Origin of the sequence: Pseudomonas medicaginis (assembly GCF_965119365.1) — a bacterium.
In the GTDB taxonomy this organism is placed as follows: Bacteria; Pseudomonadota; Gammaproteobacteria; order Pseudomonadales; family Pseudomonadaceae; genus Aquipseudomonas.
In genome coordinates, this window is sequence record NZ_OZ221631.1 from 6,890,027 (window position 1) to 6,915,638 (window position 25,612).

Below are 25,612 nucleotides of genomic sequence, written 5' to 3' on the forward strand. Positions count from 1 at the left end.
CAAAGCCCGGTTTGTTTTTAGCCGACACCAACAGGCATCCACAGACACCCGGTCCTAACGTTAGCTCATTGGATCCGCTGTGCAGCGCTGTTACGAAGATTACACAAAGACGACGGCACCGCGACAAAGGAATGATGGCATTTTGGTCTTTGTCACAGATTTTCCGGTCGCGCGAGCAAGAGACTTCCAAGCCAGGCACGCTTAATATCGGCATCAGGTTCTTCAGGAAATTCAAAAAAATGGATATCGAGTGGGTCTGCAAACATCACAGTGACCTGAGCAAGGAACAGCTGTATGCCATCCTCAAGTTGCGCGCCGAGGTGTTCGTCGTCGAGCAGAACTGCGCCTACCCGGACGTCGACGGCCTGGACCTGGAGGGCGACACGTGCCATCTGATGGCCTGGCACGACAACCACCTGGTGGCTTACCTGCGCTTGCTGAACCCGCACTCGCAAAACAGTGACGTGGTGATCGGGCGCGTGGTCATTGCGCCGCAAGCGCGCGGCCAAGGGCTGGGTCACACGTTGATGGAACAGGCGCTCAAGCAGGCCGAGAAATATTGGCCCGGTACGTCGATCTCATTGTCGGCCCAGGCGCATTTGCAGGGGTATTACGGGCGGTACGGGTTTGAAGTGGTGGGTGTGGAGTATATGGAGGATGGGATTCCACACATTGGCATGCATCGGCCCTGAGGACGTCATCGCGAGCAAGCTCGCTCCCACAATAGATCATCGCTCACCAAAGACTGTGGGAGCGAGCTTGCTCGCGATGGGGCCAGCCCAGGCACCGAAAAATCAGGGATACTCCAGCACCACCTTGATCCGCTGCAGATTCTCCTCGATCCACCGCCGATCGATCGCCCCCCAATCGCGAATCCGATAGCCCCCGGCATGGTTTCGCGCGCCTTCCTCTTGCTCGAACTCACACACGATATCCAGGTCAGCCAGCGCGGCGATGGTGTCCTGGGCCGTGCGCCGGGGCATGCCGGTGGCTTCGGTGAGAGCCGGGACGTTGCTGGCCAGGCCACTGTCGATCAGGTAAGCCACGTACAGGCGGCGGTAGAAGCTGGTCTTGGTCTTGCTCACGTCCATCCGGTCATTCCTTGTGAGATTGCAGGTCTCGCCAGGTCAGGTACACCCGCAGGTCGAATTCCAACTGGTGATAGCCCGGCAGCATGTGCTCACAGAGTTGGTAGAAGGCCTTGTTGTGGTCCGACTCCTTGAAGTGCGCCAACTCGTGCACCACGATCATCTTCAAGAACTCGGGGGCCGCCTCCTTGAACAGCGCCGCGATGCGGATTTCCTTCTTGGCCTTGAGCTTGCCGCCCTGTACCCGCGACACGGCGGTGTGCAAGCCGAGGGCGCGATGGGTCAGGTCCAGGCGACTGTCGAACAACACCTTGTCGATGGCTGGCGCGTTACGCAGGTATTGCTGCTTGAGGTCCAGCGCATAACCATACAGGGCCTTGTCGCTCTGGATCGGATGCCGGCCGGGATAGCGCTGTTGCAGGTAATCGCCCAGGCGGTCCTGGGTGATCAGTTGCTGCACTTGGGCTTGCAGGGCGGCGGGGTAGGCCTGGAGGTATTTGAGCGCGGTCATCGGCGGGCAACACAGTCACAAGAGGGCGCCAGTGTAGCGAATTCAGGCCTGCACCGCGCTCCAGTCGAAGGGCGTGGCGAAGGCATTGGTGTCGTCGGCCATCAACGGTCGTGCCACGAGGAACCCCTGCACGAACTCACAGCCATGGGTCTGCAGCCACTGGTATTGCTCACGGGTTTCCACCCCTTCGGCGATTACCCGCAAGCCCAACTGCGTGCACAGGTCGATCACCGAGGCGGCCAACGCGGCATCCCGGGGCGACTCCGGCAAGCGGGCGATCAAGTGCCGATCGAGCTTGAGGGTATCAAGTTCAAGGTCGCGCAGATGCGTCAGCGAACAGGGGCCCGAACCGAAGTCATCCAATGCCACGCGCACCCCGAGCTGGCGCAGCAGCCGCAATTGCTTTTGGGTTTCATCAGGATTGCGCATCAGCGCGTCCTCGGTCACCTCGACCTCCAACTGCCGGGGCTTCAAGGCATGGCGCTCCAGGACCTGACGCAACTCGGTCACCAGGTTCGGCATGCCGAACTGGGTGCTGCTCAGGCTCACCCCCAACACCAGGTCGTCAGCGAACAATCGCTCCCAGACCTTGCGCTGGGCCGCGCTGCGATGATAAATCCAGCTGCCCAGCCGACTGATCAATCGCGCCTCTTCCAGCAACGGCAGGAACAGGCCTGGCGGCACGTCACCGACGCTCGGGTGCTGCCAGCGCAACAGCGCTTCGAACCCACGGATCCGCCCGTCGATGATGCTCACCTGCGGCTGGTAGACCATATTGAAATCGCGGTTCTCGATGGCCGAGCGCACACTCTCTTCCAGCATCAGCCGTGAACGGGCTCGACCGTTCATTTCGTGGTCGTAAAAGCGGTATTGCTGGCGACCGGCACGCTTGGCTTCGTACATGGCGATGTCGGAGGCCCGCAGCAATCCATCGAGATTGGCGCCGCAGTCCGGGTACGTCGCAATGCCAATACTGGCCCCGAGCGCCACGTCCATGCCTTCGATTTGCTGGCAGATCGCAACGCGCTCGATAAGCTTCTCTGCGATCTTCGCCGCCTGCTCGGGAAACTCCAGGTCCAGCAGGGCCGTGAACTCATCTCCGCCCAACCGCGCCAGGATATCGAAGGGGCGCAGGCACGCCTTCAACTGCTCCGACACCCAGCGCAATACCCGGTCCCCGGCATCGTGTCCCAGCGAGTCATTGACCCGCTTGAAACCATCGAGGTCCAGGTACAGCAACACCCAGTTGCTCTCCAGTCGCTCACTGCGCATCAACAGGTTTTCCGCGGTCTGGTAGAACCCCCGGCGGTTGAGCAAACCGGTCAGCGGGTCCGTGACGGCCTGGTATTCGAGTTGCTGGTGCAGGTGGCGAACCACGGACATGTCCTGGAGTGTCACCACCATCGCCCTCTGCTCCGAGGGCAGCGGCGCGCAGGACAAGGCCACTGACACCTGCTGGCCAGGTGCCGTGCGCAGCACCGCGTCATGCAGTCGCCAGGTTTCGCCACGCCGGTAAGTGTTTTGGATCTCGGAATCGGCCCACTGGGGAATGTGCGGTTTCTGCAGGAAGTCCAGGAATGGCATGCCCTGCAACTGCTCGGCGGTGGCATTGAGCAAGCGGCAGGTGGACGGGTTGGCAAAGCGGATACCTCCCTCTTCATCCACCACCAGGATGCCTTCGGCAGCGTTGTCCAGCACCGAGGCATTAAAGGCCCGGGCGGCTTCCAGATCCTGGCTCAGGCGCTGCAAGGCCCGGCGATTGCGCTGGTGTTCGAGCAATGCCTGTACCTTGGGCTTGAGGATTTGCGGATCGAAGGGCTTGAACAGGTAATCCACGGCGCCGCTGGCGTAGCCCTTGATGACCGCGTCCTGGGATTGCTCGTTGGCCGTCAGGAAAATGATCGGCGTGAGCCGCGTGCGCTGGCTGCCGCGCATCAGGCGCGCCACTTCGAAACCGTCCATCTCGGGCATCTGCACATCCAGCAGAACCAGATCGATGTCGTGCTCGAGCAGCAGGTTAAGCGCCTCGACCCCCGAGGACGCGGTCATCACCCGCCAATCCTGCCGCTGCAACAAGGCTCGCATGCTGAGCAGGTTTTCTGGGTAATCATCAACAATCAAAAGGACAGAGCTGTCTTCGCCGGGCGTTGGTTGCGCGCATTCCATGCTGCTTCTCTTATCGGGCGCCACGTCCGTTTTTACGTAGCAAAGCGGACAAATACTGTCCCCTCACTCTAGACCGGGATTATGAAAAGCAGTAGCTGTCAACCCGCCATCATCCAGACAAAGCCCGAAATAGCCGACTAACGGTCACCCTCCTCAGGCACAGAAACTGCAAAGACCTGCTCGACGAACAATTGACGTCAAACATTCGCCGAACGGTCAACAAAAAAAGCCCCTGTCCAGCGTTCCGAAACGCTTCAAAAGGGCGGTTTAAAGCCTCCCGCTACGGCATACACCTTTACATTTCTACACGCAGGACCTGGACATGATTGATCTCGCAAGCTGGAATTTGAGCATTCCCGAGGGCAGCCCGGCGATAACCATCGAAACTCCTCGATTGGTACAAGGGTTCAAAGACCAATATTTCAACGCCGAAACCGGCACCGTTTTCTTCTGGGCGCCCGTGACTGGCGCCAAGACGGCCAATGCGATTTACCCCCGTAGCGAACTGCGCGAAACCTATCCCGACGGTACCTTGCGCAATTGGCTTTACCCGGCGGCAGACAACACCTTGCGCGCCAGCGTGACCGTCAACCAGGTTCCCAGCACTGGCAAGATCGTGATCGGCCAGATCCATACCAAGGACAGCACCAGCCCAATGGTGAAACTGGAATACCAATACAAAACCTATAGCTCCACCGGGAATATCGTCGCCAAGGTGCGCATTCGTCCTGACGACGAGACGGGCCAGGTCATCACCATCGCCACGGGCGTGACACTCAATCGCAGTTTCTCCTACATGATCCACTTGAGCCCCAAAGGCGCGCTGGGCATTACAGCCGCCGGTTACAACTGGCGAACCACTGTGGATCCAAGCTGGAAAGTCAAACCGCTCTATTTCAAGGCCGGTGTGTATGTACAGGACAACACCGGTTACGCCACCGAGGGCGGGAAAGTGACGTTCAGCCTGCTGGAAATCAAACACACCACCCTTTAACGACGACCCTCCTCCTTGAAAAGGCATCCGTTTCCGGATGCCTTTTTTGTTCGTGCGCGGCGGAAGAGCCAAATGGCCATTGCTCAATTGTTCCGAGAAAAATCGGGATAGCCGACCAGCGGTCATTTCTCTCGGGCACAAAAGCGGCAAACGCAACTCTGACGGACTGTTGACGCCAGCCCTCCGCCGGAAGAACGTGCCAAAACGTTCGTTCGCGCCCCCCTCTGGCCTCAGCAAAAGCGCGTCTTAGAGCCTCCGGCTGTGGCGTAAATCATTTCTTCTTCTCAGAAAGGATCCGAACATGGTCGATCTTGCAACCTGGAACCTGAGTATTCCCGAAGGCAGCCCGCCAAAGACCATCGAAACCCCTCGGTTGGTGGATGGGTTCCGGGACAAATACTTCAATTCCGAAGGCAGCACGGTGTATTTCTGGTCACCGGTCACCGGTACCAAGACTGAAAACGCGATCTACCCACGCAGTGAATTGCGCGAAACCTACAAGGACGGCACCTTGCGCAACTGGCTGTACCCCGATGCCGACAACCAATTGCGTGCGAAACTGGCCGTCAGCCAGGTGCCCAGTAGCGGCAAGATCGTGATCGGTCAGATTCATGCCAAGGACAGCAGCAAACCCTTGGTGAAGCTGGAATACCAATACAAGGATGCCACTAGCACGGGGAACATCGTCGCCAAGGTGCGCATGCGCCCTGATGACGACGAAGGCCGGGTCATCACCGTCGCCACCGGTGTGAAACTCAATCAGTCCTTCAGTTACCGGATCCACCTTGATCGCACCGGCGACCTGGGCATTACTGCGGCGGGTCGTAGCTGGTACACCACCATCAGCTCCACTTGGCGGGTCAAGCCGTTGTACTTCAAGGCCGGGGTGTACGTGCAGGACAATACTGGCTACACCAGTGAAGGCGGGAAAGTGACGTTCAGCGTGCTGGATATCGATCACAACACCTGACTGTGTGCTTGAGATAGAGAGATACCGTGTGTATATCCGTTTCTGCGGTAACGGCTGCTTAGGGTTCCGCCCTTACGGCGGCTCACTTTTGAACAGCCCGGAAGCCGGCCCAGTCAAAAGTAAGCAAAACGCTTTTGCCCCACCACTCGGCACCTCGCCTAGGCTCGGTGTGCCCGAGGCGGCCTTATAGCCGGCCAGGCTTGGAGTGGACGCGTTCATCCTGTGAGGGCGGTCAAAACGCTGAACTAATGCTTCCGAAAATCTCGTAGGAATCCCCCTTTGTGGCGAGGGGATTTATCCCCGTTGGGCTGCGAAGCAGCCCCCTCTTTCCGTCAGCACCACCGCATGTGCCGACTTTACAGCGACTGCGCCCCCGAACGGGAGCAAGCTCCCTCGCCCCAGGAGGGCGGTGCGTCCTACAGGTCGATTTTGGCTTCGAAAATCTCCTCTATGGTTCGGCTTGTCTGCTGGCTTTGGTCAGTGGGCAAGGGTTTCGCAGCCCGACAGAGAACAATGACTTTGCACCGCAAAATGAAAACTCAGGCAAAATTGCCGACGTTCATTTTATGGCGGTTGCGCGTGGGAGGCCTTTGGGTCTGCCGGGTTTGGTCATTCTCGGTCTGCGAACCCGCGCGTAGCTGCCACCCACTTTGTTTCGCAGCAAAAAAGATGGCAATTCTTTTTCTATAGGGAATTTCATCTATGACCACATCAATCGATTAACCGCTTCACGCCCTTAACCCCGATCACCACCACACAACCTGTGCTGTTCATTGACAAAACCGCCCCGCTAACAGAGCTTCACGCCTGCGCCAGCGAACGCCTGCACGCCACCCTCGACTACCTGACGCTGATGGCATGCACCACGCTGCGCGATTCAGCCGAGGCCGACATCAACACCATCACCAACATCGCCCGAATCATGGTCCAGGATGTGGCGGATGTTTTTGGAGTGATTGAACAGCGCGGGCTCGAAGACCGATAACGATCCCCCAGTGGGAGCGAACCTGCTCGCGATGACGGCAGCACATTCGATATCTTCATCGACTATGGCATTGCCTTCGCGAGCAGGCCCACCATGGATGCGGGCACGATCAAAAGTATGGGGCGTTTGAGCAAGCGGTACGGAAGTCATTGAGCAATTATCTGGAGGCATCGTTACATAGTCGCGGCTGTTTCCTGGAGCCAATATTTAGAGATGTACTGGCGCTCGAACGGCACTGCTGGGTATAAACGAGTGGTTCCAAACACCAGGAGATGGCCGTCCGGGGTCAGCGCCAAACGCATATTTATACCAATGGTTTGCGCTTGAACCGCGCCGCAACCGAATCAAAGAACACACTATTGCGTCCAGCATCCCACTCCACCTGCATGCCCTTAAACAACTCTTCATCGACACGGTACCCATTGAGCGCCAGCGCTTGGCTCATGGCATCGGCGATTCGCTCAATAATCAAGGCGGGGTTGTCCACCGCGCAATGCTTGCGACCGAACTCGATCAGTTGTTTTCGATCAGGATACGTTTTCACCTTGTTCATCTTGATCGCAAGCGTTCGATCCACCAGCGAGCGGCCAGACTTGGGGTTGTAGTGTTCATAAACCGTGGTGGTAGTGACATCGAAAACCGGGGCCAGACGCACGGTTTCCAGCGCCTCTGGATGCGTATAGATAACACCGAAGTTTTTCAGATGAGCGTCACCATTACGCACCATGACTGAGAGGCACACCGAAGAAAAAAAACGTTCCAACTCGCGAACCGGATCAGCATGTCGGCATACCTGGCCCACCACCGCTGCAAGGATCTCGTAACTCTGGGAGTACTTGTAGTTATCATGGGGGTCTTTGTGCAGACCAAGAAGCACTGCCATGTCTTCAAACCCCAGCCGCCCGGAAGGGGTCAGGTCGAACCGCTCCATTACAAATAGCTCACCGTTTTCCGAAAGCCAGAATGGCGGGGTTTCCAACCCAGCCAAACGAGCCGCTTCCAGGCAAAGAAATTCATTTTGCGCCAGATGGGCATACTCATCGGCACCGGATTTGACGATCAGATCGGAGCTGAGCATGGTCTTTCGGTCACCGTTGAGCTTATCCAAGTCAGGCACCAGTACCTTGGGCTGTACGCCCGAAATGCCAGACTCGAAATACGTGTCGACCAGGAAATCAAAAACACGTTGTGAGACATCTGCCGACAGGATGTCTTTCAGACCGACCTGAGCCCGAACAGGCGTCGAGGCCTCGGCAGGGTTGATGTAGCTGAGTCGTCCGATCTGGTTGCCGCCAATTACCGATAACAAGCGCATATCATCGACCTGCATGTGCCTGGCCATGCGGCGTTTGATCTGATCGGCAAGAAACCCCTCCGGCACGTTCATATCAAATATCGGATGAAGGACATTGCTGACTGAGGGCGTGGGGTCATAAGGCATGACCAGCGAAACCTCCCGTGGCGACTCGGCGCTCGCATAGGCAAACGAGAATTGCGAACCTTTGGACAAGTCGCCGCTATAGCCTTGCGGTGTCATGACGTTAAGCAGCTTGACCCTACTCATCATGCTCCACCAGATCCGCGAGGGATTTGAGATCAATCCGTCTATCGACGATTTCCAGCGCCATCCCTAGCGCTAATACCACCCGAAACAGGGTGTACACCGCCACGTTTTCACCGGCCTCAAGATCAATGATCGTTTTACGATTGCAGTTGGCGTTGTCGGCAAGCTGCTGTTGGCTATAGCCTTTCGCACGGCGTAGCGCACGTACTCGCTCGCCAAGAGAAGAGGGATTGAGAATCAACAAAATGTCACCTATAGCGGACTTTCAATAAAGATATACCTAATTATGTCCGCTTTAACGGACATTTCAAGTCCGTTATGTCCCTATCTTTAAACAAATCCCACCCATAAAAAAACCCGCATGACTGCGGGTTTTTTCACACCACTGAAGCCTTAGTTGACCTTAGCGTTCAACTCACCTTTCAAATACCGCTGATACATCGCTTCCAGCGAAATCGGCTTGATCTTCGAAGCATTACCAGCAGTCCCAAACGCCTCATAACGCGCAATGCACACATCACGCATGGCAGTCACAGTAGCACCGAAGAACTTACGCGGATCAAACTCGCTCGGATTGGTCGCCATCAAACGACGCATGGCACCCGTAGAGGCCAGGCGCAGGTCAGTGTCGATGTTGACCTTGCGCACGCCGTACTTGATACCTTCGACGATTTCTTCAACCGGCACGCCGTAGGTTTCCTTGATGTCGCCACCGTACTGGTTGATGATCGCCAGCCATTCTTGCGGCACCGAAGAAGAACCGTGCATCACCAAGTGAGTGTTGGGAATGCGCTTGTGGATTTCCTTGATACGGTCGATGGCCAGCACGTCGCCGGTAGGCGGCTTGGTGAACTTGTAGGCGCCGTGGCTGGTGCCGATGGCGATGGCCAGGGCGTCGACCTGGGTTTTCTTGACGAAGTCGGCGGCTTCTTCCGGATCGGTCAGCATCTGGCTGTGGTCCAGCACACCTTCGGCACCGATGCCGTCTTCTTCACCGGCCATGCCGGTTTCCAGCGAGCCCAGGCAACCCAGTTCGCCTTCCACCGATACGCCGCAGGCGTGGGCCATGGCGACGGTCTGCTGGGTGACGCGTACGTTGTACTCGTAGTCGGTCGGGGTCTTGCCGTCTTCGCCGAGGGAGCCGTCCATCATGACCGAGCTGAAACCCAGCTGGATGGAGCGCTGGCAGACGTCAGGGCTGGTACCGTGGTCCTGGTGCATGCACACCGGGATGTGCGGGAATTCTTCGATCGCCGCCAGGATCAGGTGGCGCAGGAACGGCGCACCGGCGTATTTGCGGGCACCGGCCGAAGCCTGGACGATCACCGGAGAGTCAGTCTTGTCAGCGGCTTCCATGATGGCGCGCATCTGCTCAAGGTTGTTGACGTTAAAGGCTGGAACGCCGTAGCCGAACTCGGCTGCGTGGTCCAGCATCTGACGCATGCTGATAAGTGCCATTGTGTCTCTCTCCCGGTCGAGGGTCGTTAATCGTGCCAGCCTGCCGGAGCGGCGGCGGCTATTCAAGTCATTGCAGATCGGGGGTTGGTCCCGAGCTGCGTGTTCGGTATCGCTAACCCAAATACTGACGCAATCCCTGTGGGAGCGAGCTTGCTCGCGATGAGGGCGGCACATGCAACATCACTGTCACCTGATACGCCGCTATCGCGAGCAAGCTCGCTCCCACATTGGTTCTGTTCCAGCCTCTGGATCCGTGTGGATCAATCTTGTCACTCGGCCTTACAGCCGCGCCCAATCAAGTCATTGGTGGCGACCCAATACACCAGGCCTTCCTCACCCTTGACGTGAAACGCCAGCATGTCGTCGCTGTACAGCGAGCCTTCGGCACCCGGTTCAAGCGTGAGGCGATAAACCTTATCGGCGCCGCCCAGGCGTACCTCGACTGCCTGGCGGGCAGCATCGGTGTAGCGCCAGAACACGTTGGCCTCGCTGTCACAGGTCCAGCTCGTCCAGCCCTCTGCAACGGGCTCGGGCGACGACAAAAAAACCAGTTGCGAACAACCGGCCAGCAATGCCAACGCCACGACGGCGATCAAGCCTTTCATCCGTGTTCCTCGACGGACGGCACATGCCGCCCACCCTGAGTTAAGAGTCAGACCCGTCAAGGACAACCATGTTCCTTGGCCGGGGTTTGCGTTTCGTATTTGTCCAGGCCGTCCGGTCCGGAACGCTTGTTCAGCACCGGGTTGGTCTCGGCCTGCCAGTCGGCCTGGTAACAGCCTTCTTCGGGCATCGCCGTGCCGGTCTGCGGGGCCGGAGCCTGCGGGCTGCTCGAGCAAGCCACCAGTATCGTCGACGCCAGCAGCAACGTGAACGTCTTGACCATCAGAACACTCCTTTGCCTGGTCAACCTGGCCTCAGGCCTTGGCCCGGCTTTCCAGGACTTCCACAGCCGGCAGCACCTTGCCTTCGACGAACTCGAGGAATGCGCCGCCGCCCGTGGAAATGTAGGAGATCTGCGCGGCCACGCCATATTTGTCGATGGCCGCCAGGGTGTCGCCGCCACCCGCAATCGAAAATGCAGCGCTGTCGGCGATGGCCTGGGCCAGCACCTTGGTGCCGTTGCCGAACTGGTCGAACTCGAACACGCCGACCGGGCCGTTCCACAGGATGGTTTTGGAAGATTTCAGCAGTTCGGCGAAGTTGGCTGCGGTTTGCGGGCCGATGTCGAGGATCATGTCGTCCTCGGCCACGTCATCGATCAGCTTGACGGTGGCGGTGGCGCTTTCTGCGAATTCCTTGGCCACGACCACGTCCACTGGCAACGGTACGCTGACCTTGGCGGCGATTTCCCGAGCGGTGTCCAGCAGGTCCGGTTCGTACAGGGATTTGCCAACCGGGTGACCCGCAGCGGCGAGGAAGGTGTTGGCGATGCCGCCACCGACGATCAACTGGTTGCACACCTGGCTCAGGCTGTTGAGCACGTCCAGCTTGGTTGAGACCTTGGAGCCGGCAACGATGGCGGCCATCGGCTGGGCCGGGGAACCCAGAGCCTTGCCCAGTGCGTCCAGTTCAGCGGCCAACAACGGGCCGGCGGCGGCGACTTTGGCGAACTTCGCCACGCCATGGGTCGAACCCTCGGCGCGGTGGGCGGTGCCGAAAGCGTCCATCACGAACACGTCGCACAGGGCGGCGTATTGCTGGGCCAGTTCGTCGGCGTTCTTTTTCTCGCCCTTGTTGAAGCGCACGTTTTCGAACAGCACGACATCGCCGGCCTTCACGTCCACGCCGCCCAGGTAGTCTGCAACCAGTGGCACGTCACGGCCCAAGGCCTTGCTCAGATAATCAGCGACGGGCTTGAGGCTGTTCTCGGCCGAGAACTCGCCTTCGGTCGGACGGCCCAGGTGGGAGCAGACCATCACGGCCGCGCCTTTTTCCAGGGCCAGCTTGATGGTCGGCAGCGAAGCCAGGATACGCGCGTCGCTGGTGACAGCACCGTCCTTGACGGGGACGTTGAGGTCTTCGCGGATCAGTACGCGCTTACCTTGCAGATCGAGGTCGGACATCTTCAACACGGTCATGGGTCGCAATTCCTGGGTAACTGTTTAGAGAGCAGGTTTTTTAGAAGCGGTTTGCAGGTAATGCTCGGCAACGTCCAGCATTCGGTTGGCAAACCCCCATTCGTTGTCGAACCAGGCCAGGATGTTCACAAGCCGAGGCCCGGAAACACGGGTCTGGCTGGCATCGACGATGGCCGAATGTGGGTCATGGTTAAAATCACAACTGGCATGAGGCAACTCGGTGTAGGCCAGGAGGCCTTTGAGCGGACCGCTGGTGGCGGCTTCACGCAAGATCCGGTTGACCTCAGTGGCGTCGGTATCGCTCACGGTCTGCATCGTAATGTCGAGGCAGGACACGTTGACCGTCGGCACCCGCACGGCTTTGGCCTGAATTCGCCCGGCAAGTTCCGGCAGCAGCCGTTCGATGCCACGCGCCAGACCAGTGGACACCGGAATCACCGATTGGAACGCCGAACGGGTGCGGCGCAAGTCCTCATGGTGGTAAGCGTCGATCACCGGCTGGTCGTTCATCGCCGAGTGGATCGTCGTGATCGACACGTATTCCAGGCCAATGGCCTGGTCCAGCAGGCGCAACAGCGGCACGCCGCAATTGGTGGTGCAGGAGGCGTTGGACACCAGCAGCTCTTCGCCGGTCAGGCAATCCTGGTTCACGCCGTAGACGATGGTGGCGTCGACATCCGCTTCGCTGGCCATCGGCTGGGAGAACAGCACCCGTGGCGCGCCGGCCGCGAGAAAACGCTGGCCGTCTTCGCGGGTGTGGTAGGCGCCAGAGCACTCGAGCACCAGATCGACATCCAGGGACGCCCAATCAATGCCTTCAGGGGTTGCACTGCGCAAGACCTTCACGCAGTCGCCATTAATATGCAGACAATCGCCTTCGACCCGCACTTCGCCGGGAAACCGGCCGTGGGTGGAGTCAAAGCGTGTCAGGTATTCGATGCTGGCCATGTCGGCCAGATCGTTGATCGCGACAATCTCGAACCCGGCCTTCGCCCCTCGCTCGAACAACGCACGCAAGACGCAACGACCAATCCGGCCGTAGCCGTTGAGTGCAACTTTGTAGGGACGCGGTTGGGGCATGGGGTTCTCTGACCTGGTTGAATCCATTAAGGCAGTGTCGTCTGAGCCACCGCTATCGCGAGCAAGCTCGCTCCCACAGGGTCGGTGAAACCCTTGTGGGAGCGAGCTTGCTCGCGATGGCGTCAGAACAGACAACCTGTTTGCGGATCAGTCTTCCAGCAACTCTTCAGCCTGACCCAGGATGTTGTCCAGGGTGAAGCCGAACTCCTCGAACAACGCCGGCGCAGGCGCCGACTCGCCGTAGGTGGTCATGCCGATCACGCGGCCTTCCAGGCCCACGTACTTGTACCAGTAATCGGCATGGGCAGCCTCGATGGCGATCCGGGCACTGACTTGCAGCGGCAACACCGCTTGCTTGTAGCCGGCGTCCTGGGCGTCGAACACGCTGGTGCACGGCATGGACACGACGCGTACGTTGCGGCCCTGCTCGGTCAGCTTGTCGTAGGCCTGGACGGCCAGGCCGACTTCGGAACCGGTGGCGATCAGGATCAGTTCCGGCTCGCCGATGCAGTCCTTGAGCACGTAGCCGCCGCGAGCGATATCGCCGATCTGGTCGGCATCGCGGTTCTGGTGCTGCAGGTTCTGGCGGGAGAAGATCAGCGCCGATGGGCCGTCGTTACGCTCGATGGCGTATTTCCAGGCCACCGCCGACTCCACCGCATCGCAGGGGCGCCAGGTGTCCAGGTTCGGCGTGCAACGCAGGCTCGCCAGTTGCTCGATCGGCTGGTGCGTCGGGCCGTCTTCGCCCAGACCGATGGAGTCGTGGGTGAACACATACAGGATGCGTTTTTTCATCAGCGCCGACATGCGTACGGCGTTGCGGGCATATTCCATGAACATCAGGAAGGTGGCGCCGTAAGGCACCAGGCCGCCGTGCAGCGCGACGCCGTTCATGATCGCGCTCATGCCGAACTCGCGAACGCCGTAGTACATGTAGTTGCCGCTGGCGTCTTCGGCGCTGACACCTTTGCAGCCTTTCCACAGGGTCAGGTTGGAACCGGCCAGGTCGGCCGAACCGCCCAGCAGTTCCGGCAGCAATGGGCCAAAGGCGTTCAGGGTGTTCTGGCTGGCCTTGCGGCTGGCGATGGTTTCGCCCTTGGCGGCGACTTCAGCGATGTACGCCGAGGCTTTTTCGGCGAAATCGGCCGGCAGCTCGCCGCTGAGGCGACGCACCAGTTCATTGGCCAGTTCAGGGAATTCGGCGCAATAGGCGGCGAAACGCTGATCCCATTCGGCTTCGACCGCGCGACCTTTTTCCTTGGCATCCCATTCGGCATAAATGTCGGCCGGGATTTCGAACGGGCCATGGTTCCACTTCAACGCCGCACGGGTCAGGGCGATTTCCTCGGCGCCCAATGGCGCGCCGTGGCAGTCTTCCTTGCCTTGCTTGTTCGGCGAGCCGAAGCCGATGGTGGTCTTGCAGCAGATCAGGGTCGGCTGGGCGCTTTTGCGGGCGGTCTCGATGGCGGTCTTGATCTCTTCCGGATCGTGGCCGTCGACGTTGCGGATCACCAGCCAGTTGTAGGCTTCGAAGCGCTTGGGGGTGTCGTCGGTGAACCAGCCTTCGACTTCGCCATCGATGGAGATGCCGTTGTCGTCATAGAAGGCGATCAGCTTGTCCAGGCCCAGGGTGCCGGCCAGGGAGGCGACTTCATGGGAAATACCTTCCATCATGCAGCCATCACCCAGGAATACGTAGGTGTGGTGATCGACGACGTTATGACCGGGGCGGTTGAATTGCGCCGCCAGGACTTTTTCCGCCAGGGCAAAACCCACGGCGTTGGCCAGGCCTTGGCCCAGTGGGCCGGTGGTGGTTTCCACGCCGGGGGTATAGCCGTATTCAGGGTGGCCCGGGGTGCGGCTGTGCAACTGGCGGAAGTTCTTCAGGTCATCGATCGACAGGTCATAGCCGGTCAGGTGCAACAGCGAGTAGATCAACATCGAGCCGTGGCCGTTGGACAGCACGAAGCGGTCACGGTCGGCGAACGATGGATTGCTCGGGCTGTGCTTGAGGTAGTCGCGCCAAAGCACCTCGGCGATATCCGCCATACCCATGGGGGCACCGGGATGGCCGCTGTTGGCTTTCTGCACGGCATCCATGCTGAGGGCACGAATGGCATTGGCACGCTCACGACGGCTGGGCATCGCTGTTCTCCTGCGGGTATTGAATCGAGAATGAATAAAACGGAACTGAAAAAGGCGAGCATTTTCCCTCACCCACCCGCCTCGGGGCAATGACAGATAGTCATCCTTGAGCGTTTTTCCGGTGGATAAAGTCGCATTCGCCAGGTGAAACCTTTCCGCTGATGGCTTGTAGAGTCAAGCACAGCCCGGGAAGTGCCATTTATCCGGCAATATCAAAACTTTTTGATATTGAACTTGCGGCGATCCAAACCCCTCACTAGACTGCCGCACTATGAACCTACCCGCGCCCTCCATTCGCCATGACAACTGCGATGAGCTGGCGGCCCTTTGCAAGGCCGGCGGCGATCCGTTGCGGCTCAATGTATTGCGCGCCCTGGCCAACGACTCGTTCGGCGTGCTGGAACTGGCGCAGATCTTCGGCATCGGTCAGTCCGGCATGAGCCACCACCTCAAAGTCCTGGCCCAGGCCGACCTGGTGGCGACCCGCCGGGAAGGCAACGCCATTTTCTACCGCCGCGCCCTGCCCCACACCGACCTGCTGGGGGGCAAACTGCACGCGGCGCTACTGGACGAAGTGGATGCGTTGAACCTGCCGACCGACGTGCAGGCTCGCATTGCCCAGGTCCACGGGCAACGAGCCGCCGCCAGCCAGGACTTCTTCGCCCGGGTTGCCGAGAAATTTCGCGCCCAGCAAGACCTGATCGCCGGCTTGCCGCAGTACCGCGAAAGCGTCGTGGCGCTGCTCGACAAATTGAGCTTCGAACCCACGGCCACGGTGATCGAAGTCGGCCCCGGCGACGGCGCCTTCCTGCCGGAACTGGCGCGGCGCTTCAGCCAGGTGACGGCGCTGGACAACAGCCCGGCCATGCTCGAGCTGGCGCGCCAGGTGTGTGAACGGGAGGCCCTGGCTAACGTCAACCTGCAACTGGCCGATGTACTGGATGGCATGAACCTGCAGGCCGACTGCGTGGTATTGAACATGGTGCTGCATCATTTCGCCGCGCCGGCCGAGGCACTCAAGCACATGGCCGGCCTGCTGCAACCGGGCGGCAGCCTGCTGGTGACGGAGTTATGCAGCCACAACCAGAGCTGGGCCAGGGAAGCCTGTGGCGATCTCTGGCTCGGCTTTGAACAGGATGACCTGGCCCGCTGGGCCACCGCAGCGGGCCTCGTGCCCGGGGAAAGCCTCTATGTGGGCTTACGTAATGGTTTCCAGATCCAGGTTCGCCACTTTCAGCGGCCCACTGGCGACACTCACCAACGGTAACTTGTAGGAAAACATCGAGATGAGCGAATACTCCCTTTTCACCTCCGAGTCCGTGTCTGAAGGGCATCCGGACAAAATCGCCGACCAGATTTCTGATGCGGTGCTGGACGCCATCATTGCTGAAGACAAGTTCGCCCGCGTGGCGTGCGAGACTCTGGTGAAAACGGGCGTGGCGATCATCGCCGGCGAAGTCACCACTTCGGCCTGGGTCGACCTGGAACAGATCGTTCGCGACGTCATCCTGGGCATTGGCTACAACAGTTCCGACGTCGGTTTCGACGGCGCGACCTGCGGCGTGATGAACATCATCGGCAAGCAGTCCCCCGACATCAACCAGGGTGTTGATCGGGCCAAGCCTGAAGACCAGGGCGCCGGCGACCAGGGCCTGATGTTCGGCTACGCCAGCAACGAGACCGACGTGCTGATGCCGGCTCCGATCACCTTCTCGCACCAATTGGTTCAACGCCAGGCCGAGGCCCGTAAATCCGGCCTGCTGCCTTGGCTGCGCCCGGACGCCAAGTCCCAGGTGACCTGCCGTTACGAAGGCGGCAAGGTGGTCGGTATCGACGCCGTGGTCCTGTCGACCCAGCACAACCCTGACGTGTCCTACAAAGACCTGCGCGAAGGCGTGATGGAACTGATCGTCAAGCACGTGCTGCCTGCCGAACTGCTGTCCAAGGACACCCAGTTCCACATCAACCCGACCGGCCAGTTCATCATCGGTGGCCCGGTGGGCGACTGCGGCCTGACCGGTCGCAAGATCATCGTCGACAGCTACGGCGGCATGGCCCGTCACGGCGGCGGCGCGTTCTCCGGCAAGGACCCATCGAAGGTCGACCGTTCGGCGGCCTATGCCGGCCGTTATGTCGCCAAGAACATCGTCGCCGCCGGCCTGGCCGAGCGCTGCGAAATCCAGGTGTCCTACGCCATTGGCGTGGCCCAGCCTACGTCGATCTCGCTGAACACCTTCGGCACCGGCAAGATCGGCGATGACAAGATCATCAACCTGGTCCGTGAAGTGTTCGACCTGCGTCCATACGCCATCACCACCATGCTCGACCTGCTGCACCCGATGTACCAGGACACCGCTGCCTATGGTCACTTCGGTCGCACGCCACAGACCAAGACCGTCGAGGGCGATACCTTCACCACGTTCACCTGGGAAAAAACCGACCGCGCCGACGCACTGCGCGCCGCTGCCGGCCTGTAACCCCCACGTGTAAAGAAAAGCCCTTGGCGACTGGGTCGCCAGGGGCTTTTTTTTATCAAAAAAATCAAAGTCAGGCACCGCTCCTGTGGCGAGGGGATTTATCCCCGTTGGGCTGCGCAGCGGCCCCAAATCAGCTGTCACGGTGTGTCAGGTTAACGATGCTTGACCATTTTGGGGCTGCTTCGCAGCCCGGCGGGGATAAATCCCCTCGCCACAGGGGACCATGTCTCCGGTCCCAACAGGCACCTCAGAGAGTCTAGGCCCGCCGCGCCACCAACAAAAACGAAGCCGCACCGGCCAGTAGCCCCGCACACAGCCGATTGAACAAACGCTTGCCACTGGGCAGGGCGAACAGCCGCCGCGCGTAAATCCCCATGTAGCAATACAAGCCGATAGCGATGCACTCCAACACCAGGAACAACCCGCCCAGCACGGCGAACTGCTGCAGGACGGTGCCTGTACGGTCGACGAATTGCGGCAGGAACGCCGTAAACAACAGGATCGCCTTCGGATTACCGATTGCCACCAGGAACTCCTGGCGCGCCAGGCCGGCTCGACTCATCGACACGCGCCCGGTTTCGCTGTCGACCTCGGGTTGGGCACGCCACAACTGCACGGCCAGGTAGAACAGATAACCGGCACCGACGAGCTTGATCCCCAGGAACAGCAGCTCCGAGGTGTGCAGCACGGCGGTGAGGCCCACCGCAGCCAGGGCGATCATGATTGCAAACGCCAGCAACCGACCGATGCCGCCGCTGCATGCCCGGACGAAGCCATAACGCGAGGCATTGCTGATGGAGAGCAGGTTGTTCGGCCCCGGCGCCATGTTCAGCGCAAAGCAGGCCGGAATGAAAACAGCGAGGGTCGGCAGGTCCATTCGAGCGTCCGGGCAGCAGTGGATCGAAGGCTTATTCTGCACCGGCCATCGAAGGGTTCAAGGGACAGTTGAGTGGCTAAATCGCGCAGGACTGTACCGCCGCGACGTTGCCACCAGGCGCCGCAAAATCCGGTAACGCACCGCCCCTCGCAACAGCCGGGACGCTGACTAGCCTTCAGGTACTCAACCGAGCAAGGATGCTTCGATGCCACCGTTCCTGCATGCCCTCGCCTGCCTCGCATTCATGACCATCCCGGCGCTGGCCGCGCCTTGTCCCGACTGGGCCGTTGATCGGGCCCAGGCCGAGATCGCTGCGTTGCAACAGCAGATCGACACCTGGGACGACCGTTACCACCGCCTCGGTCAATCACTGGTGGCCGATCAGCTTTATGATCAATCCCGCACACAGCTGAACCAATGGCGCAGTTGCTTCAACCTCGCGGTTTCCGACAATCCCCTGCGCTCGGCGGGCGGAAAGGTGCCTCACCCCGTTGTCCATACCGGCCTGGAAAAACTGAAGGACGCCGACGCCGTGGCGGCCTGGCTGCACGGTCGAGAGGCCATCTGGGCGCAACCGAAAGTCGATGGCGTGGCGGTCTCCCTGGTTTACCGCAAGGGTCGCCTGCATCAGGCGATCAGCCGCGGCGACGGCGTCCGAGGCCATGACTGGACCTCCAATGCCCACAAGATCGCTGCCATCGCGCAGCGACTGCGCCAGCCTGTGGACCTGGTCGTTCAGGGCGAGTTGTACTGGCGCCTGGACGGCCATGTCCAAGCCAGCCGCGGCAGCCTGAACGCCCGCGCAACCGTGGCAGGCTTGATGGCACGCGGCAGTTTGACGGCGCAGGAGGCATCCTCCATCGGCCTGTTTGTCTGGGACTGGCCTGAAGGCCCCGGCACCCTGCCCGAGCGGATGGCTGCGCTGAACGCGCTGGGTTTCACCGACACCCTCGACTACAACCGGCCCGTCCGGGCACCGGCGGATGCCGAGCAGTGGCGCGACCACTGGTATCGCGCGCCGCTGCCCTTCGCCAGCGACGGGATCGTCCTGCGCCAGGACCGTCGACCACCCGCCGACCGTTGGCAGGCCAGGGCGCCGTACTGGAGCGTGGCCTGGAAATACCCGTATGCCCAGGCCCTGGCCGAAGTGCGCAAGGTACGCTTCCAGGTCGGGCGCACCGGGCGCATCACCCCCGTGCTGGAGCTCGAACCCACCCTGCTCGATGACCGGAGGATTCGCCGGGTAAGCGTCAGCTCCCTCAAACGTTGGGAGAAGATGGACATCCGCCCCGGTGACCGGGTCGCCATCAGCCTGGCCGGGCTGACCATCCCACGACTCGACGCCGTTGTGCTGCGCAGCCTCGAGCGTCAGGATGTCGATGCCCCTGCGGCGAGCGATCATCACTTCTTGAGCTGCTGGCAGGCGACGCCTGGTTGTGAAAGCCAGTTCCTCGCACGGCTCAACTGGCTCAGCGGCAAGCACGGGCTCGCCCTGCCCCATGTCGGCCCCGGCACCTGGGAAAAACTCCTGGCGGCCGGCCGGCTCCACGGTTTGTTGGATTGGTTGACCCTCGATGCCGCCGAGCTTGCTAAGATTGGCGGCTTCGGTGAACGCAGCAGCGCCCGCCTGCTCGCCAGCCTGGACAGCGCCCGACAACGTCCTTTCGGGCAATGGCTCAAGGCCTTGGGCCTGCCGCCCGTCGGTGAGGCCCGGTTGACGGGGCCCTGGCAGGCGCTGGCCGAGCGCAGTACCGAACAATGGCAAGCCGAAGCCGGCATCGGCCCGGGACGCGCCGCGCAATTGAGCGCCTTTTTTCGCGACCCGCAGGTGCTGGCCTTGAGTGACGTATTACGCACCGTCGGGATCGACGGTTTTTAATCCAGCGCCCGGGTGGTTGAACCCAAGGGGCGACCATGCGCTCCAACAGCGCATCGGTATCGACCGCTCGCGATTTTTTACGGAGTTGCTATGAATTTCCTGTCCCCCGCTGCCCTGCTGCTCTTGTGCAGCGCCATGGCCGCCCCTTTGATGGCGGACGAGCAAGTCCCGGAGCTCACCGGCTGCGCAGCCAAGCGCCAGGGCATCATCAACCAGATCGAACTGGCCAAGTCCCGCGGCAATCAGGATCAGCAGGCCGGCCTGGAAACCGCCCTGGCCGAAGTCACCACCCATTGCACCGATGCCTCCCTGCGCAAGGAGCGTGAAAACAAGGTGCTCGATGCCAAGCACGAGGTCAGCCGGCGGCAGGCCGACCTGGAAAAGGCCATGAAGAAAGGCGATGCCGAGCGGATCAACAAGCGCAAGGACAAGCTGGCGGCCTCCCGCAAGGAACTGCAGGAAGCGGTGGATGAGTTGGACAAATGAATGTTGAAAGATCCCGGGCGCCTACAGGGATGGCATCCACCCTGCAGGCACTGGCGAAGCCCGGGGTCTTTCCTGCAAGTCAATAATCCCGAAACTCTTTATGACAGGCACTGCACGCATCTTCGACCTTCTGCACCGCCGGCCCCAGGTTACTGGCCCTGTAAGGCTCGACCTTGCTGACGATCACCAATTCACCGGTGGCGGCTTCAAGGCTGCGGGCCAATGCCTGGAAGCGCGCCTGTTTTTCCCAGACTTCATCCCGGGCACTGGTGTGGTCTTGCTCGCGTACTTGCGGGAAATGCTTCCACGGTTCATGGGACAGTTGGTCCAGTTGCGTCGCGCCCTCGGCGAAACGTGCGCCGTCAAACGGCACTCGGCCGCGCAACATGCCGCCCAGCTCTTCGCTGATCTTGAGCATCTGCTTGAAGATCGCCTTGCGCTGGCCCAGGGGAGAATTGGGATCGACACCGCCACAGGCGGACAACATCAGGCAGGCCAGCACGGCCATGGAAAATCGTTTTACAAACATCTTGGCCTCGGGGCAGGAAACGGCGGTTAGTATCCTCGGGTCATCGGCAAAGACCAATGGCCCTATCAACAATACGGGTTATTCGAGCACCTGACAGTGCTCCAATGACTGCAAAGGAAATCTTCATGAACAGCCGCATCAAGCCCTGGCACAAAGGCCTGGCATTGACCCTACCGCTGATCGCCCTGTTGGCCGGTTGTAATCGCGGCGAAAAGGTCGAAGAACCTCGGACCCATGCACTCGCCACCTATGTCAGCGCACCCTGGGAGGCACTGCCAACGGTGTCCGATGCAGACCTGTTGGCCGGTTTCGGGTCCTGGCGCAGCGCGTGCACCCGGCTCAAGGCCGACGCGGTATGGGGCGCGACCTGCTCGGCGGCAGCCAATGTGCCGCAGACGGCCGTGGCGGTGCGCAGTTTCCTCAAACAGAACCTGGACGTCTACGGCCTGCGCTCCGGGGACAACAGCCCCAACGGCCTGATTACCGGCTATTACGAGCCGGTCTACCCCGGTAGCCTCACCCAGACCGCCACCGCGAATATTCCGGTCTACGGTGTACCGGAGGACATGATCATTGTGTCACTGGACAGCCTCTACCCTGAGCTCAAGGGCAAACGCCTGCGCGGCCGTCTCGAAGGCCGGGTACTCAAGCCGTACGACGACGCGGCCACCATCGAAACCCAAGGCGTGAAGGCTCCGGTCGTTGCCTGGCTGACCGACCCCATGAACCTGCAGTTCCTGCAAATCCAGGGTTCGGGACGCATCCAACTCGCCGATGGCCGCCAACTGCGCATCGGTTATGCCGACCAGAACGGCCACCCTTACCGCCCCATCGGGCGCTGGCTGGTCGAACAAGGCGAACTCAAGAAAGAAGACGTGACCATGGGCACCATCAGTGCCTGGGCCAAGGCCAACCCGAACCGCATCCCCGAGCTGCTGGGCAGCAACCCCAGCTACGTGTTCTTCAACCGCAACCCCGACAGCAACGAAGGTCCGCGCGGCTCGCTGAATGTACCGCTGACCGCTGGCTACAGCGTGGCAGTGGACCGCAAGGTGATTCCGCTGGGCAGCCTGTTGTGGCTATCCACCACGCGCCCCGACGGAAGCGCCTTGAACCGGCCCGTCGCCGCCCAGGACACTGGCGGTGCAATTACCGGTGAAGTGCGGGCAGACCTGTTCTGGGGCACGGGTGAAACGGCGGGCCAACTGGCCGGGGACATGAAACAGCAGGGCCAGATCTGGATGCTCTGGCCCAAGGGCATGGCGTTGCCGCAAGTGCCGCAGGTGGCGAATGCGGTGACCGCCAACCCTTGAGAGATGGATTGATGGTACTGGCCCCATCGCGAGCAAGCTCGCTCCCACAGTTGATCGCCAGTGGACACATATCTTGTGTGCCGCTAGATCCAATGTGGGAGCGAGCTTGCTCGCGATAGGGCCAGTACAGACGCCGACGATTCAGCCGCCAGGCTCAAATTGAAACGAAGAAGAAACTCAAGACCAGCCCAACCCCCACGAACCACACCAGCGAACGCAGAATTGCCCAGTCCGCCAGATAACAAATGATGTAGAGCAGGCGGCTGGTGATGAACAACACCGCCAGCACGTTGATGGTGACCAGTTCGGCGTTGCCGGCCAGGTGCGCGACGATCACGGCAGCGGCAAAGAACGGGCTGATTTCAAAGCTGTTCAGTTGCGCGGCGTAGGCACGGCGGGGAGCGCCTTCGAGCGAATCCAGAAAATCCCGCGGGTCGTGGTTATCCTGCAACCGGTATTTCCCACCGGCCTTGGCGATCCCGATACACAGGTAGGGCAGGAGAAAAGCAATCAACACACACCACAGGGCAACCGTCATACCGCACTTCCTTTTTGAGTTTTAAGAAAATCGAGCGCCAGGCACACCGGTCAGAACTTCATCACCAGCATGCCAACCAACACCAGCCCGCAGGCTAAGAGCCGCGGCAGGCCAAAAGGTTCTTTCAGGTAACGCATGCCGAACAGCACCACCAGGATCACACTGATCTCCCTCAGCGCCGCCGCTTCGGCGATCGAGCCCAGTTGCATGGCCCACAGCACCAGAGCGTAGCTGAACAATACGCAGAATCCGACCGCCAGCCCCAAACGCCACTGTTCGCGCCAGAACCGCATGAATGCCGGCCGCTTGCTCACCAGCGCCAGCAACGGGAACGGCCAGGCACTGAGCAGCGTGACCCAGACCAGGTAATCCAGCGGATGGGACCAACGCCGCAAAGCATGGCCGTCAATGAAGGTGTAGCAACCAATGCACAGGCCGATCAGCGCCACCACCGGCAGCATCGACCAGGGCAGCCGCTCGCCACCACCGCCCTGCCACAACAGGCAAAGCATGCCGAACGGGATCAGCAAAATGCCGATGACCTGCTGGGTCGTCAGGGCTTCCCCGGCGAATATAAATGTCAGGGCCAGCACCACCAACGGCGACAGGCCGCGCATCAGCGGATAGACCAGCCCCAGGTCACCGACCCGATAAGCCTGGATCAGCAAATAGCGATAGAGCAGCTCGAACGCCGCCGACGCCAGGATCCACGGCCAGATCTCCAACGGCGGCAAGGCCACGAAACTCAGTGCCAGCGCGACGAACAGCAAGGCGACGCTGTCCATGCACGCCACCACCAGCAAACGCTCGCCACTGAACTTGATCAGCGTATTCCACGCCGCATGCAACAGCGCCGCGACCAACACCAAGGCCGTTGCAAGCACGGCACGCTCCTTATTCCGTCCAGAGAATTGATTCGCCATCCATTCGCAGCCGTTTATACTGCAAGCGACCACGCCGCACTCAGTTGCGCATAGACCTATTCCAATAATCTCGCTGTTGCCCCGCTCACTCGAATGGGGGCGTCGGCATGCGTATGCCTGATCAGAGCGTCAAGACTACAGACAGAGACCCTGCGCATGCCACTCGCCTTGCTTGCTTTGGCCGTCGCCGCTTTCGGCATCGGCACGACTGAATTCGTCATCATGGGCCTGCTGCCCGATGTCGCCCGTGACTTGGCGGTGAGCATTCCCCAGGCAGGGCTGCTGATCACCGGCTACGCCCTGGGCGTGGTATTCGGCGCGCCGATCCTGGCCATCGGCACCGCCAACATGCCACGCAAGGCGACGCTGCTGGGCATGACGCTGATGTTCATCCTCGGCAACGTGCTCTGTGCCCTGGCGCCGAACTACGCCACGCTGATGGCCGCCCGGGTCATTACTGCGTTGTGCCACGGGGCCTTCTTTGGCATTGGCTCGGTGGTGGCGGCCGGACTGGTGGCGCCGAACAAACGGGCCCAGGCGATTGCCATGATGTTCACCGGCCTGACATTGGCAAACGTGCTGGGCGTGCCGCTGGGCACGGCGCTGGGTCAATACGCTGGCTGGCGCTCGACCTTCTGGGCGGTGGCGGTCATTGGCGTGGTCGCCGCCATCGCCCAATGGGTATGGCTGCCCAGGCAGATCCCCATGGACAAAGCCAACCTGGCCAGCGAGTTCAAGGTGTTGGGCAAGGTCAACGTGTTGCTGGCGCTGGGCATGAGCGTGCTCGCCTCCACCAGTCTGTTCAGTGTGTTCACCTACATCGCGCCGATCCTGCAGGACATCACCGGTGTCAGCCCCCACGGCATCACCGTCATGCTGCTGTTGTTCGGCGTCGGCCTGACGGCCGGCAGTTTCCTCGGTGGGCGCCTGGCCGATCGACGCCTGCTGCCTGCGCTGGTGGGCATGGCCCTGGCCGTGGTGCTGGTGCTGGCCGCGTTCAGCCAGACCAGCCGATCAGTGATTCCGGCAGCGATCACCCTCGTGCTGTGGGGAATCTTCGCTTTCGCCCTGTGCCCGATCCTGCAATTGCTGATCATCGACCAGGCCCACGAAGCACCTAACCTCGGCTCCACACTGAACCAGAGCGCTTTCAACCTGGGCAACGCGGCCGGCGCCTGGATGGGCGGGTTGGTCGTGGCCAGTGGCGTCGACCTGGCGGACCTGCCGTGGGCCGGGGCCGCGGTCGGCGGCCTCACAGTACTGACCGCCTTGTTCTTTATCCAACGTCAACGGCGCTTGGCGGCAGTCGCTGTTTGAGACGACGGAAAACCTGCCCAACTGGTGAATGAAAGGACAACGCACGCTGTAAGACATTGCCAACCTGTGTGCAGGCTATTTTACGTACCGGCCAAGAGCCTCATTCCAGAGCGTTTTCGAAGTGAGAGGATGGCTGCGCCTCGCGCACGGCAGATGTTTTTCCAGTTGAGTCACGCCAGCGGCAGGCCTCCCAATTCTGTTTACAGTTCCGCCCTTTCCCTTCAGGTCAAA

General features: G+C 60.6%; 25 protein-coding genes. 10 read left to right on the forward strand and 15 right to left on the reverse strand.

What is annotated here, in order from left to right:
- Positions 1 to 239: 239 nt before the first annotated feature.
- Positions 240 to 692, forward strand: a complete 453-nt coding sequence (locus tag ACMTA2_RS30425; RefSeq protein ID WP_413793023.1) for a GNAT family N-acetyltransferase — start codon at positions 240 to 242, stop codon at positions 690 to 692.
- Positions 693 to 794: 102 nt separating this feature from the next.
- Here ACMTA2_RS30425 and ACMTA2_RS30430 read toward each other — a convergent pair whose 3' ends face one another.
- The 3 genes from ACMTA2_RS30430 to ACMTA2_RS30440 are packed head-to-tail and all read right to left on the reverse strand — an operon-like array spanning position 795 to position 3,765.
- Complete coding sequence (locus tag ACMTA2_RS30430) at positions 795 to 1,091, reverse strand: winged helix-turn-helix domain-containing protein (RefSeq protein ID WP_413793024.1); 297 nt, start codon at positions 1,089 to 1,091, stop codon at positions 795 to 797.
- A gap of 4 nt (positions 1,092 to 1,095) precedes the next feature.
- On the reverse strand, positions 1,096 to 1,599 hold the full coding sequence (locus tag ACMTA2_RS30435) for a M48 metallopeptidase family protein (RefSeq protein ID WP_413793025.1): 504 nt from the start codon (positions 1,597 to 1,599) through the stop codon (positions 1,096 to 1,098).
- A gap of 42 nt (positions 1,600 to 1,641) precedes the next feature.
- On the reverse strand, positions 1,642 to 3,765 hold the full coding sequence (locus ACMTA2_RS30440) for a putative bifunctional diguanylate cyclase/phosphodiesterase (protein WP_413793026.1): 2,124 nt from the start codon (positions 3,763 to 3,765) through the stop codon (positions 1,642 to 1,644).
- A gap of 322 nt (positions 3,766 to 4,087) precedes the next feature.
- On the opposite strand from ACMTA2_RS30440, the gene ACMTA2_RS30445 reads away from it, so the two are divergent.
- The 3 genes from ACMTA2_RS30445 to ACMTA2_RS30455 all read left to right on the forward strand — a co-directional run bounded on the left by ACMTA2_RS30445 (position 4,088) and on the right by ACMTA2_RS30455 (position 6,714).
- Positions 4,088 to 4,759, forward strand: coding sequence for a polysaccharide lyase family 7 protein (locus ACMTA2_RS30445; protein WP_413793027.1), 672 nt, complete (start codon positions 4,088 to 4,090; stop codon positions 4,757 to 4,759).
- Between the two features lie 301 nt (positions 4,760 to 5,060).
- Complete coding sequence (locus tag ACMTA2_RS30450; protein WP_413793028.1) at positions 5,061 to 5,729, forward strand: polysaccharide lyase family 7 protein; 669 nt, start codon at positions 5,061 to 5,063, stop codon at positions 5,727 to 5,729.
- 718 nt (positions 5,730 to 6,447) lie between these two features.
- Positions 6,448 to 6,714: a fructose-bisphosphate aldolase gene (locus ACMTA2_RS30455; RefSeq protein WP_413795746.1), complete on the forward strand. Its 267-nt coding sequence runs from the start codon at positions 6,448 to 6,450 to the stop codon at positions 6,712 to 6,714.
- A 304-nt stretch (positions 6,715 to 7,018) separates the two neighbouring features.
- Here ACMTA2_RS30455 and ACMTA2_RS30460 read toward each other — a convergent pair whose 3' ends face one another.
- The 8 genes from ACMTA2_RS30460 to tkt form a co-directional block, all read right to left on the reverse strand.
- Complete coding sequence (locus tag ACMTA2_RS30460; RefSeq protein WP_413793029.1) at positions 7,019 to 8,278, reverse strand: type II toxin-antitoxin system HipA family toxin; 1,260 nt, start codon at positions 8,276 to 8,278, stop codon at positions 7,019 to 7,021.
- A complete protein-coding gene (locus tag ACMTA2_RS30465) occupies positions 8,271 to 8,522 on the reverse strand; it encodes a helix-turn-helix transcriptional regulator (RefSeq protein ID WP_413793030.1) in 252 nt (83 codons plus the stop codon). The genes ACMTA2_RS30460 and ACMTA2_RS30465 overlap by 8 nt, the downstream gene beginning before the upstream one ends.
- 149 nt (positions 8,523 to 8,671) lie before the next feature.
- Positions 8,672 to 9,736 (reverse strand): class II fructose-bisphosphate aldolase, encoded by a 1,065-nt coding sequence (fba, locus tag ACMTA2_RS30470; RefSeq protein WP_003177554.1) that lies wholly within the window; start codon positions 9,734 to 9,736, stop codon positions 8,672 to 8,674.
- Positions 9,737 to 10,005: 269 nt separating this feature from the next.
- Complete coding sequence (locus tag ACMTA2_RS30475) at positions 10,006 to 10,341, reverse strand: MliC family protein (protein ID WP_413793031.1); 336 nt, start codon at positions 10,339 to 10,341, stop codon at positions 10,006 to 10,008.
- A 56-nt stretch (positions 10,342 to 10,397) separates the two neighbouring features.
- Positions 10,398 to 10,622 (reverse strand): hypothetical protein, encoded by a 225-nt coding sequence (locus ACMTA2_RS30480; protein ID WP_413793032.1) that lies wholly within the window; start codon positions 10,620 to 10,622, stop codon positions 10,398 to 10,400.
- 31 nt (positions 10,623 to 10,653) lie between these two features.
- Entirely contained in the window at positions 10,654 to 11,817 is a 1,164-nt protein-coding gene (locus tag ACMTA2_RS30485) for a phosphoglycerate kinase (RefSeq protein WP_413793033.1), read from the reverse strand.
- A 24-nt stretch (positions 11,818 to 11,841) separates the two neighbouring features.
- Entirely contained in the window at positions 11,842 to 12,897 is a 1,056-nt protein-coding gene (epd, locus tag ACMTA2_RS30490) for an erythrose-4-phosphate dehydrogenase (protein ID WP_014340625.1), read from the reverse strand.
- 147 nt (positions 12,898 to 13,044) lie between these two features.
- A complete protein-coding gene (gene tkt, locus ACMTA2_RS30495) occupies positions 13,045 to 15,042 on the reverse strand; it encodes a transketolase (RefSeq protein WP_413793034.1) in 1,998 nt (665 codons plus the stop codon).
- A gap of 271 nt (positions 15,043 to 15,313) precedes the next feature.
- Between tkt and ACMTA2_RS30500 the strand changes: the two genes are divergently transcribed.
- The gene (locus tag ACMTA2_RS30500; RefSeq protein WP_413793035.1) at positions 15,314 to 16,309 is read left to right on the forward strand and encodes an ArsR/SmtB family transcription factor; all 996 of its coding nucleotides are present in this window, start codon (positions 15,314 to 15,316) and stop codon (positions 16,307 to 16,309) included.
- A 19-nt stretch (positions 16,310 to 16,328) separates the two neighbouring features.
- Positions 16,329 to 17,519 (forward strand): methionine adenosyltransferase, encoded by a 1,191-nt coding sequence (gene metK / locus ACMTA2_RS30505; protein ID WP_413793036.1) that lies wholly within the window; start codon positions 16,329 to 16,331, stop codon positions 17,517 to 17,519.
- A 256-nt stretch (positions 17,520 to 17,775) separates the two neighbouring features.
- On the opposite strand, the gene ACMTA2_RS30510 is transcribed toward metK, so the two are convergent.
- On the reverse strand, positions 17,776 to 18,396 hold the full coding sequence (locus ACMTA2_RS30510; protein WP_413793037.1) for a LysE family translocator: 621 nt from the start codon (positions 18,394 to 18,396) through the stop codon (positions 17,776 to 17,778).
- A 205-nt stretch (positions 18,397 to 18,601) separates the two neighbouring features.
- Here ACMTA2_RS30510 and ligB point away from each other — a divergent pair, with 205 nt between their 5' ends.
- Positions 18,602 to 20,275: an NAD-dependent DNA ligase LigB gene (gene ligB, locus ACMTA2_RS30515; RefSeq protein ID WP_413793038.1), complete on the forward strand. Its 1,674-nt coding sequence runs from the start codon at positions 18,602 to 18,604 to the stop codon at positions 20,273 to 20,275.
- A 90-nt stretch (positions 20,276 to 20,365) separates the two neighbouring features.
- Positions 20,366 to 20,761: a DUF1090 domain-containing protein gene (locus ACMTA2_RS30520; RefSeq protein WP_413793039.1), complete on the forward strand. Its 396-nt coding sequence runs from the start codon at positions 20,366 to 20,368 to the stop codon at positions 20,759 to 20,761.
- A gap of 79 nt (positions 20,762 to 20,840) precedes the next feature.
- On the opposite strand, the gene ACMTA2_RS30525 is transcribed toward ACMTA2_RS30520, so the two are convergent.
- Positions 20,841 to 21,290, reverse strand: a complete 450-nt coding sequence (locus ACMTA2_RS30525) for a c-type cytochrome (protein WP_413793040.1) — start codon at positions 21,288 to 21,290, stop codon at positions 20,841 to 20,843.
- Between the two features lie 125 nt (positions 21,291 to 21,415).
- Here ACMTA2_RS30525 and mltA point away from each other — a divergent pair, with 125 nt between their 5' ends.
- Positions 21,416 to 22,603 carry a murein transglycosylase A gene (mltA, locus tag ACMTA2_RS30530; protein ID WP_413793041.1) on the forward strand — a complete coding sequence of 396 codons (1,188 nt, stop codon included), beginning with the start codon at positions 21,416 to 21,418 and terminating at the stop codon, positions 22,601 to 22,603.
- Positions 22,604 to 22,757: 154 nt separating this feature from the next.
- On the opposite strand, the gene ACMTA2_RS30535 is transcribed toward mltA, so the two are convergent.
- Positions 22,758 to 23,141: an MAPEG family protein gene (locus ACMTA2_RS30535; protein WP_072405872.1), complete on the reverse strand. Its 384-nt coding sequence runs from the start codon at positions 23,139 to 23,141 to the stop codon at positions 22,758 to 22,760.
- A gap of 50 nt (positions 23,142 to 23,191) precedes the next feature.
- The gene (locus ACMTA2_RS30540) at positions 23,192 to 24,025 is read right to left on the reverse strand and encodes an EamA family transporter (RefSeq protein ID WP_413793042.1); all 834 of its coding nucleotides are present in this window, start codon (positions 24,023 to 24,025) and stop codon (positions 23,192 to 23,194) included.
- A 195-nt stretch (positions 24,026 to 24,220) separates the two neighbouring features.
- Between ACMTA2_RS30540 and ACMTA2_RS30545 the strand changes: the two genes are divergently transcribed.
- Complete coding sequence (locus tag ACMTA2_RS30545) at positions 24,221 to 25,381, forward strand: MFS transporter (protein WP_413793043.1); 1,161 nt, start codon at positions 24,221 to 24,223, stop codon at positions 25,379 to 25,381.
- Positions 25,382 to 25,612: the final 231 nt, after the last annotated feature.

Coding starts and splice junctions, on each gene's coding strand:
- ligB (WP_413793038.1), top strand. CDS start 18,602: ATGCCACCGTTCCTGCATGCCCTCGCCTGCCTCGCATTCATGACCATC.
- ACMTA2_RS30485 (WP_413793033.1), bottom strand. CDS start 11,817: ATGACCGTGTTGAAGATGTCCGACCTCGATCTGCAAGGTAAGCGCGTA.
- ACMTA2_RS30435 (WP_413793025.1), bottom strand. CDS start 1,599: ATGACCGCGCTCAAATACCTCCAGGCCTACCCCGCCGCCCTGCAAGCC.
- ACMTA2_RS30450 (WP_413793028.1), top strand. CDS start 5,061: ATGGTCGATCTTGCAACCTGGAACCTGAGTATTCCCGAAGGCAGCCCG.
- ACMTA2_RS30430 (WP_413793024.1), bottom strand. CDS start 1,091: ATGGACGTGAGCAAGACCAAGACCAGCTTCTACCGCCGCCTGTACGTG.
- ACMTA2_RS30510 (WP_413793037.1), bottom strand. CDS start 18,396: ATGGACCTGCCGACCCTCGCTGTTTTCATTCCGGCCTGCTTTGCGCTG.
- ACMTA2_RS30545 (WP_413793043.1), top strand. CDS start 24,221: ATGCCACTCGCCTTGCTTGCTTTGGCCGTCGCCGCTTTCGGCATCGGC.
- tkt (WP_413793034.1), bottom strand. CDS start 15,042: ATGCCCAGCCGTCGTGAGCGTGCCAATGCCATTCGTGCCCTCAGCATG.
- ACMTA2_RS30500 (WP_413793035.1), top strand. CDS start 15,314: ATGAACCTACCCGCGCCCTCCATTCGCCATGACAACTGCGATGAGCTG.
- ACMTA2_RS30535 (WP_072405872.1), bottom strand. CDS start 23,141: ATGACGGTTGCCCTGTGGTGTGTGTTGATTGCTTTTCTCCTGCCCTAC.
- epd (WP_014340625.1), bottom strand. CDS start 12,897: ATGCCCCAACCGCGTCCCTACAAAGTTGCACTCAACGGCTACGGCCGG.
- ACMTA2_RS30475 (WP_413793031.1), bottom strand. CDS start 10,341: ATGAAAGGCTTGATCGCCGTCGTGGCGTTGGCATTGCTGGCCGGTTGT.
- metK (WP_413793036.1), top strand. CDS start 16,329: ATGAGCGAATACTCCCTTTTCACCTCCGAGTCCGTGTCTGAAGGGCAT.
- ACMTA2_RS30445 (WP_413793027.1), top strand. CDS start 4,088: ATGATTGATCTCGCAAGCTGGAATTTGAGCATTCCCGAGGGCAGCCCG.
- fba (WP_003177554.1), bottom strand. CDS start 9,736: ATGGCACTTATCAGCATGCGTCAGATGCTGGACCACGCAGCCGAGTTC.
- ACMTA2_RS30425 (WP_413793023.1), top strand. CDS start 240: ATGGATATCGAGTGGGTCTGCAAACATCACAGTGACCTGAGCAAGGAA.
- ACMTA2_RS30525 (WP_413793040.1), bottom strand. CDS start 21,290: ATGTTTGTAAAACGATTTTCCATGGCCGTGCTGGCCTGCCTGATGTTG.
- ACMTA2_RS30520 (WP_413793039.1), top strand. CDS start 20,366: ATGAATTTCCTGTCCCCCGCTGCCCTGCTGCTCTTGTGCAGCGCCATG.
- mltA (WP_413793041.1), top strand. CDS start 21,416: ATGAACAGCCGCATCAAGCCCTGGCACAAAGGCCTGGCATTGACCCTA.
- ACMTA2_RS30480 (WP_413793032.1), bottom strand. CDS start 10,622: ATGGTCAAGACGTTCACGTTGCTGCTGGCGTCGACGATACTGGTGGCT.
- ACMTA2_RS30440 (WP_413793026.1), bottom strand. CDS start 3,765: ATGGAATGCGCGCAACCAACGCCCGGCGAAGACAGCTCTGTCCTTTTG.
- ACMTA2_RS30460 (WP_413793029.1), bottom strand. CDS start 8,278: ATGAGTAGGGTCAAGCTGCTTAACGTCATGACACCGCAAGGCTATAGC.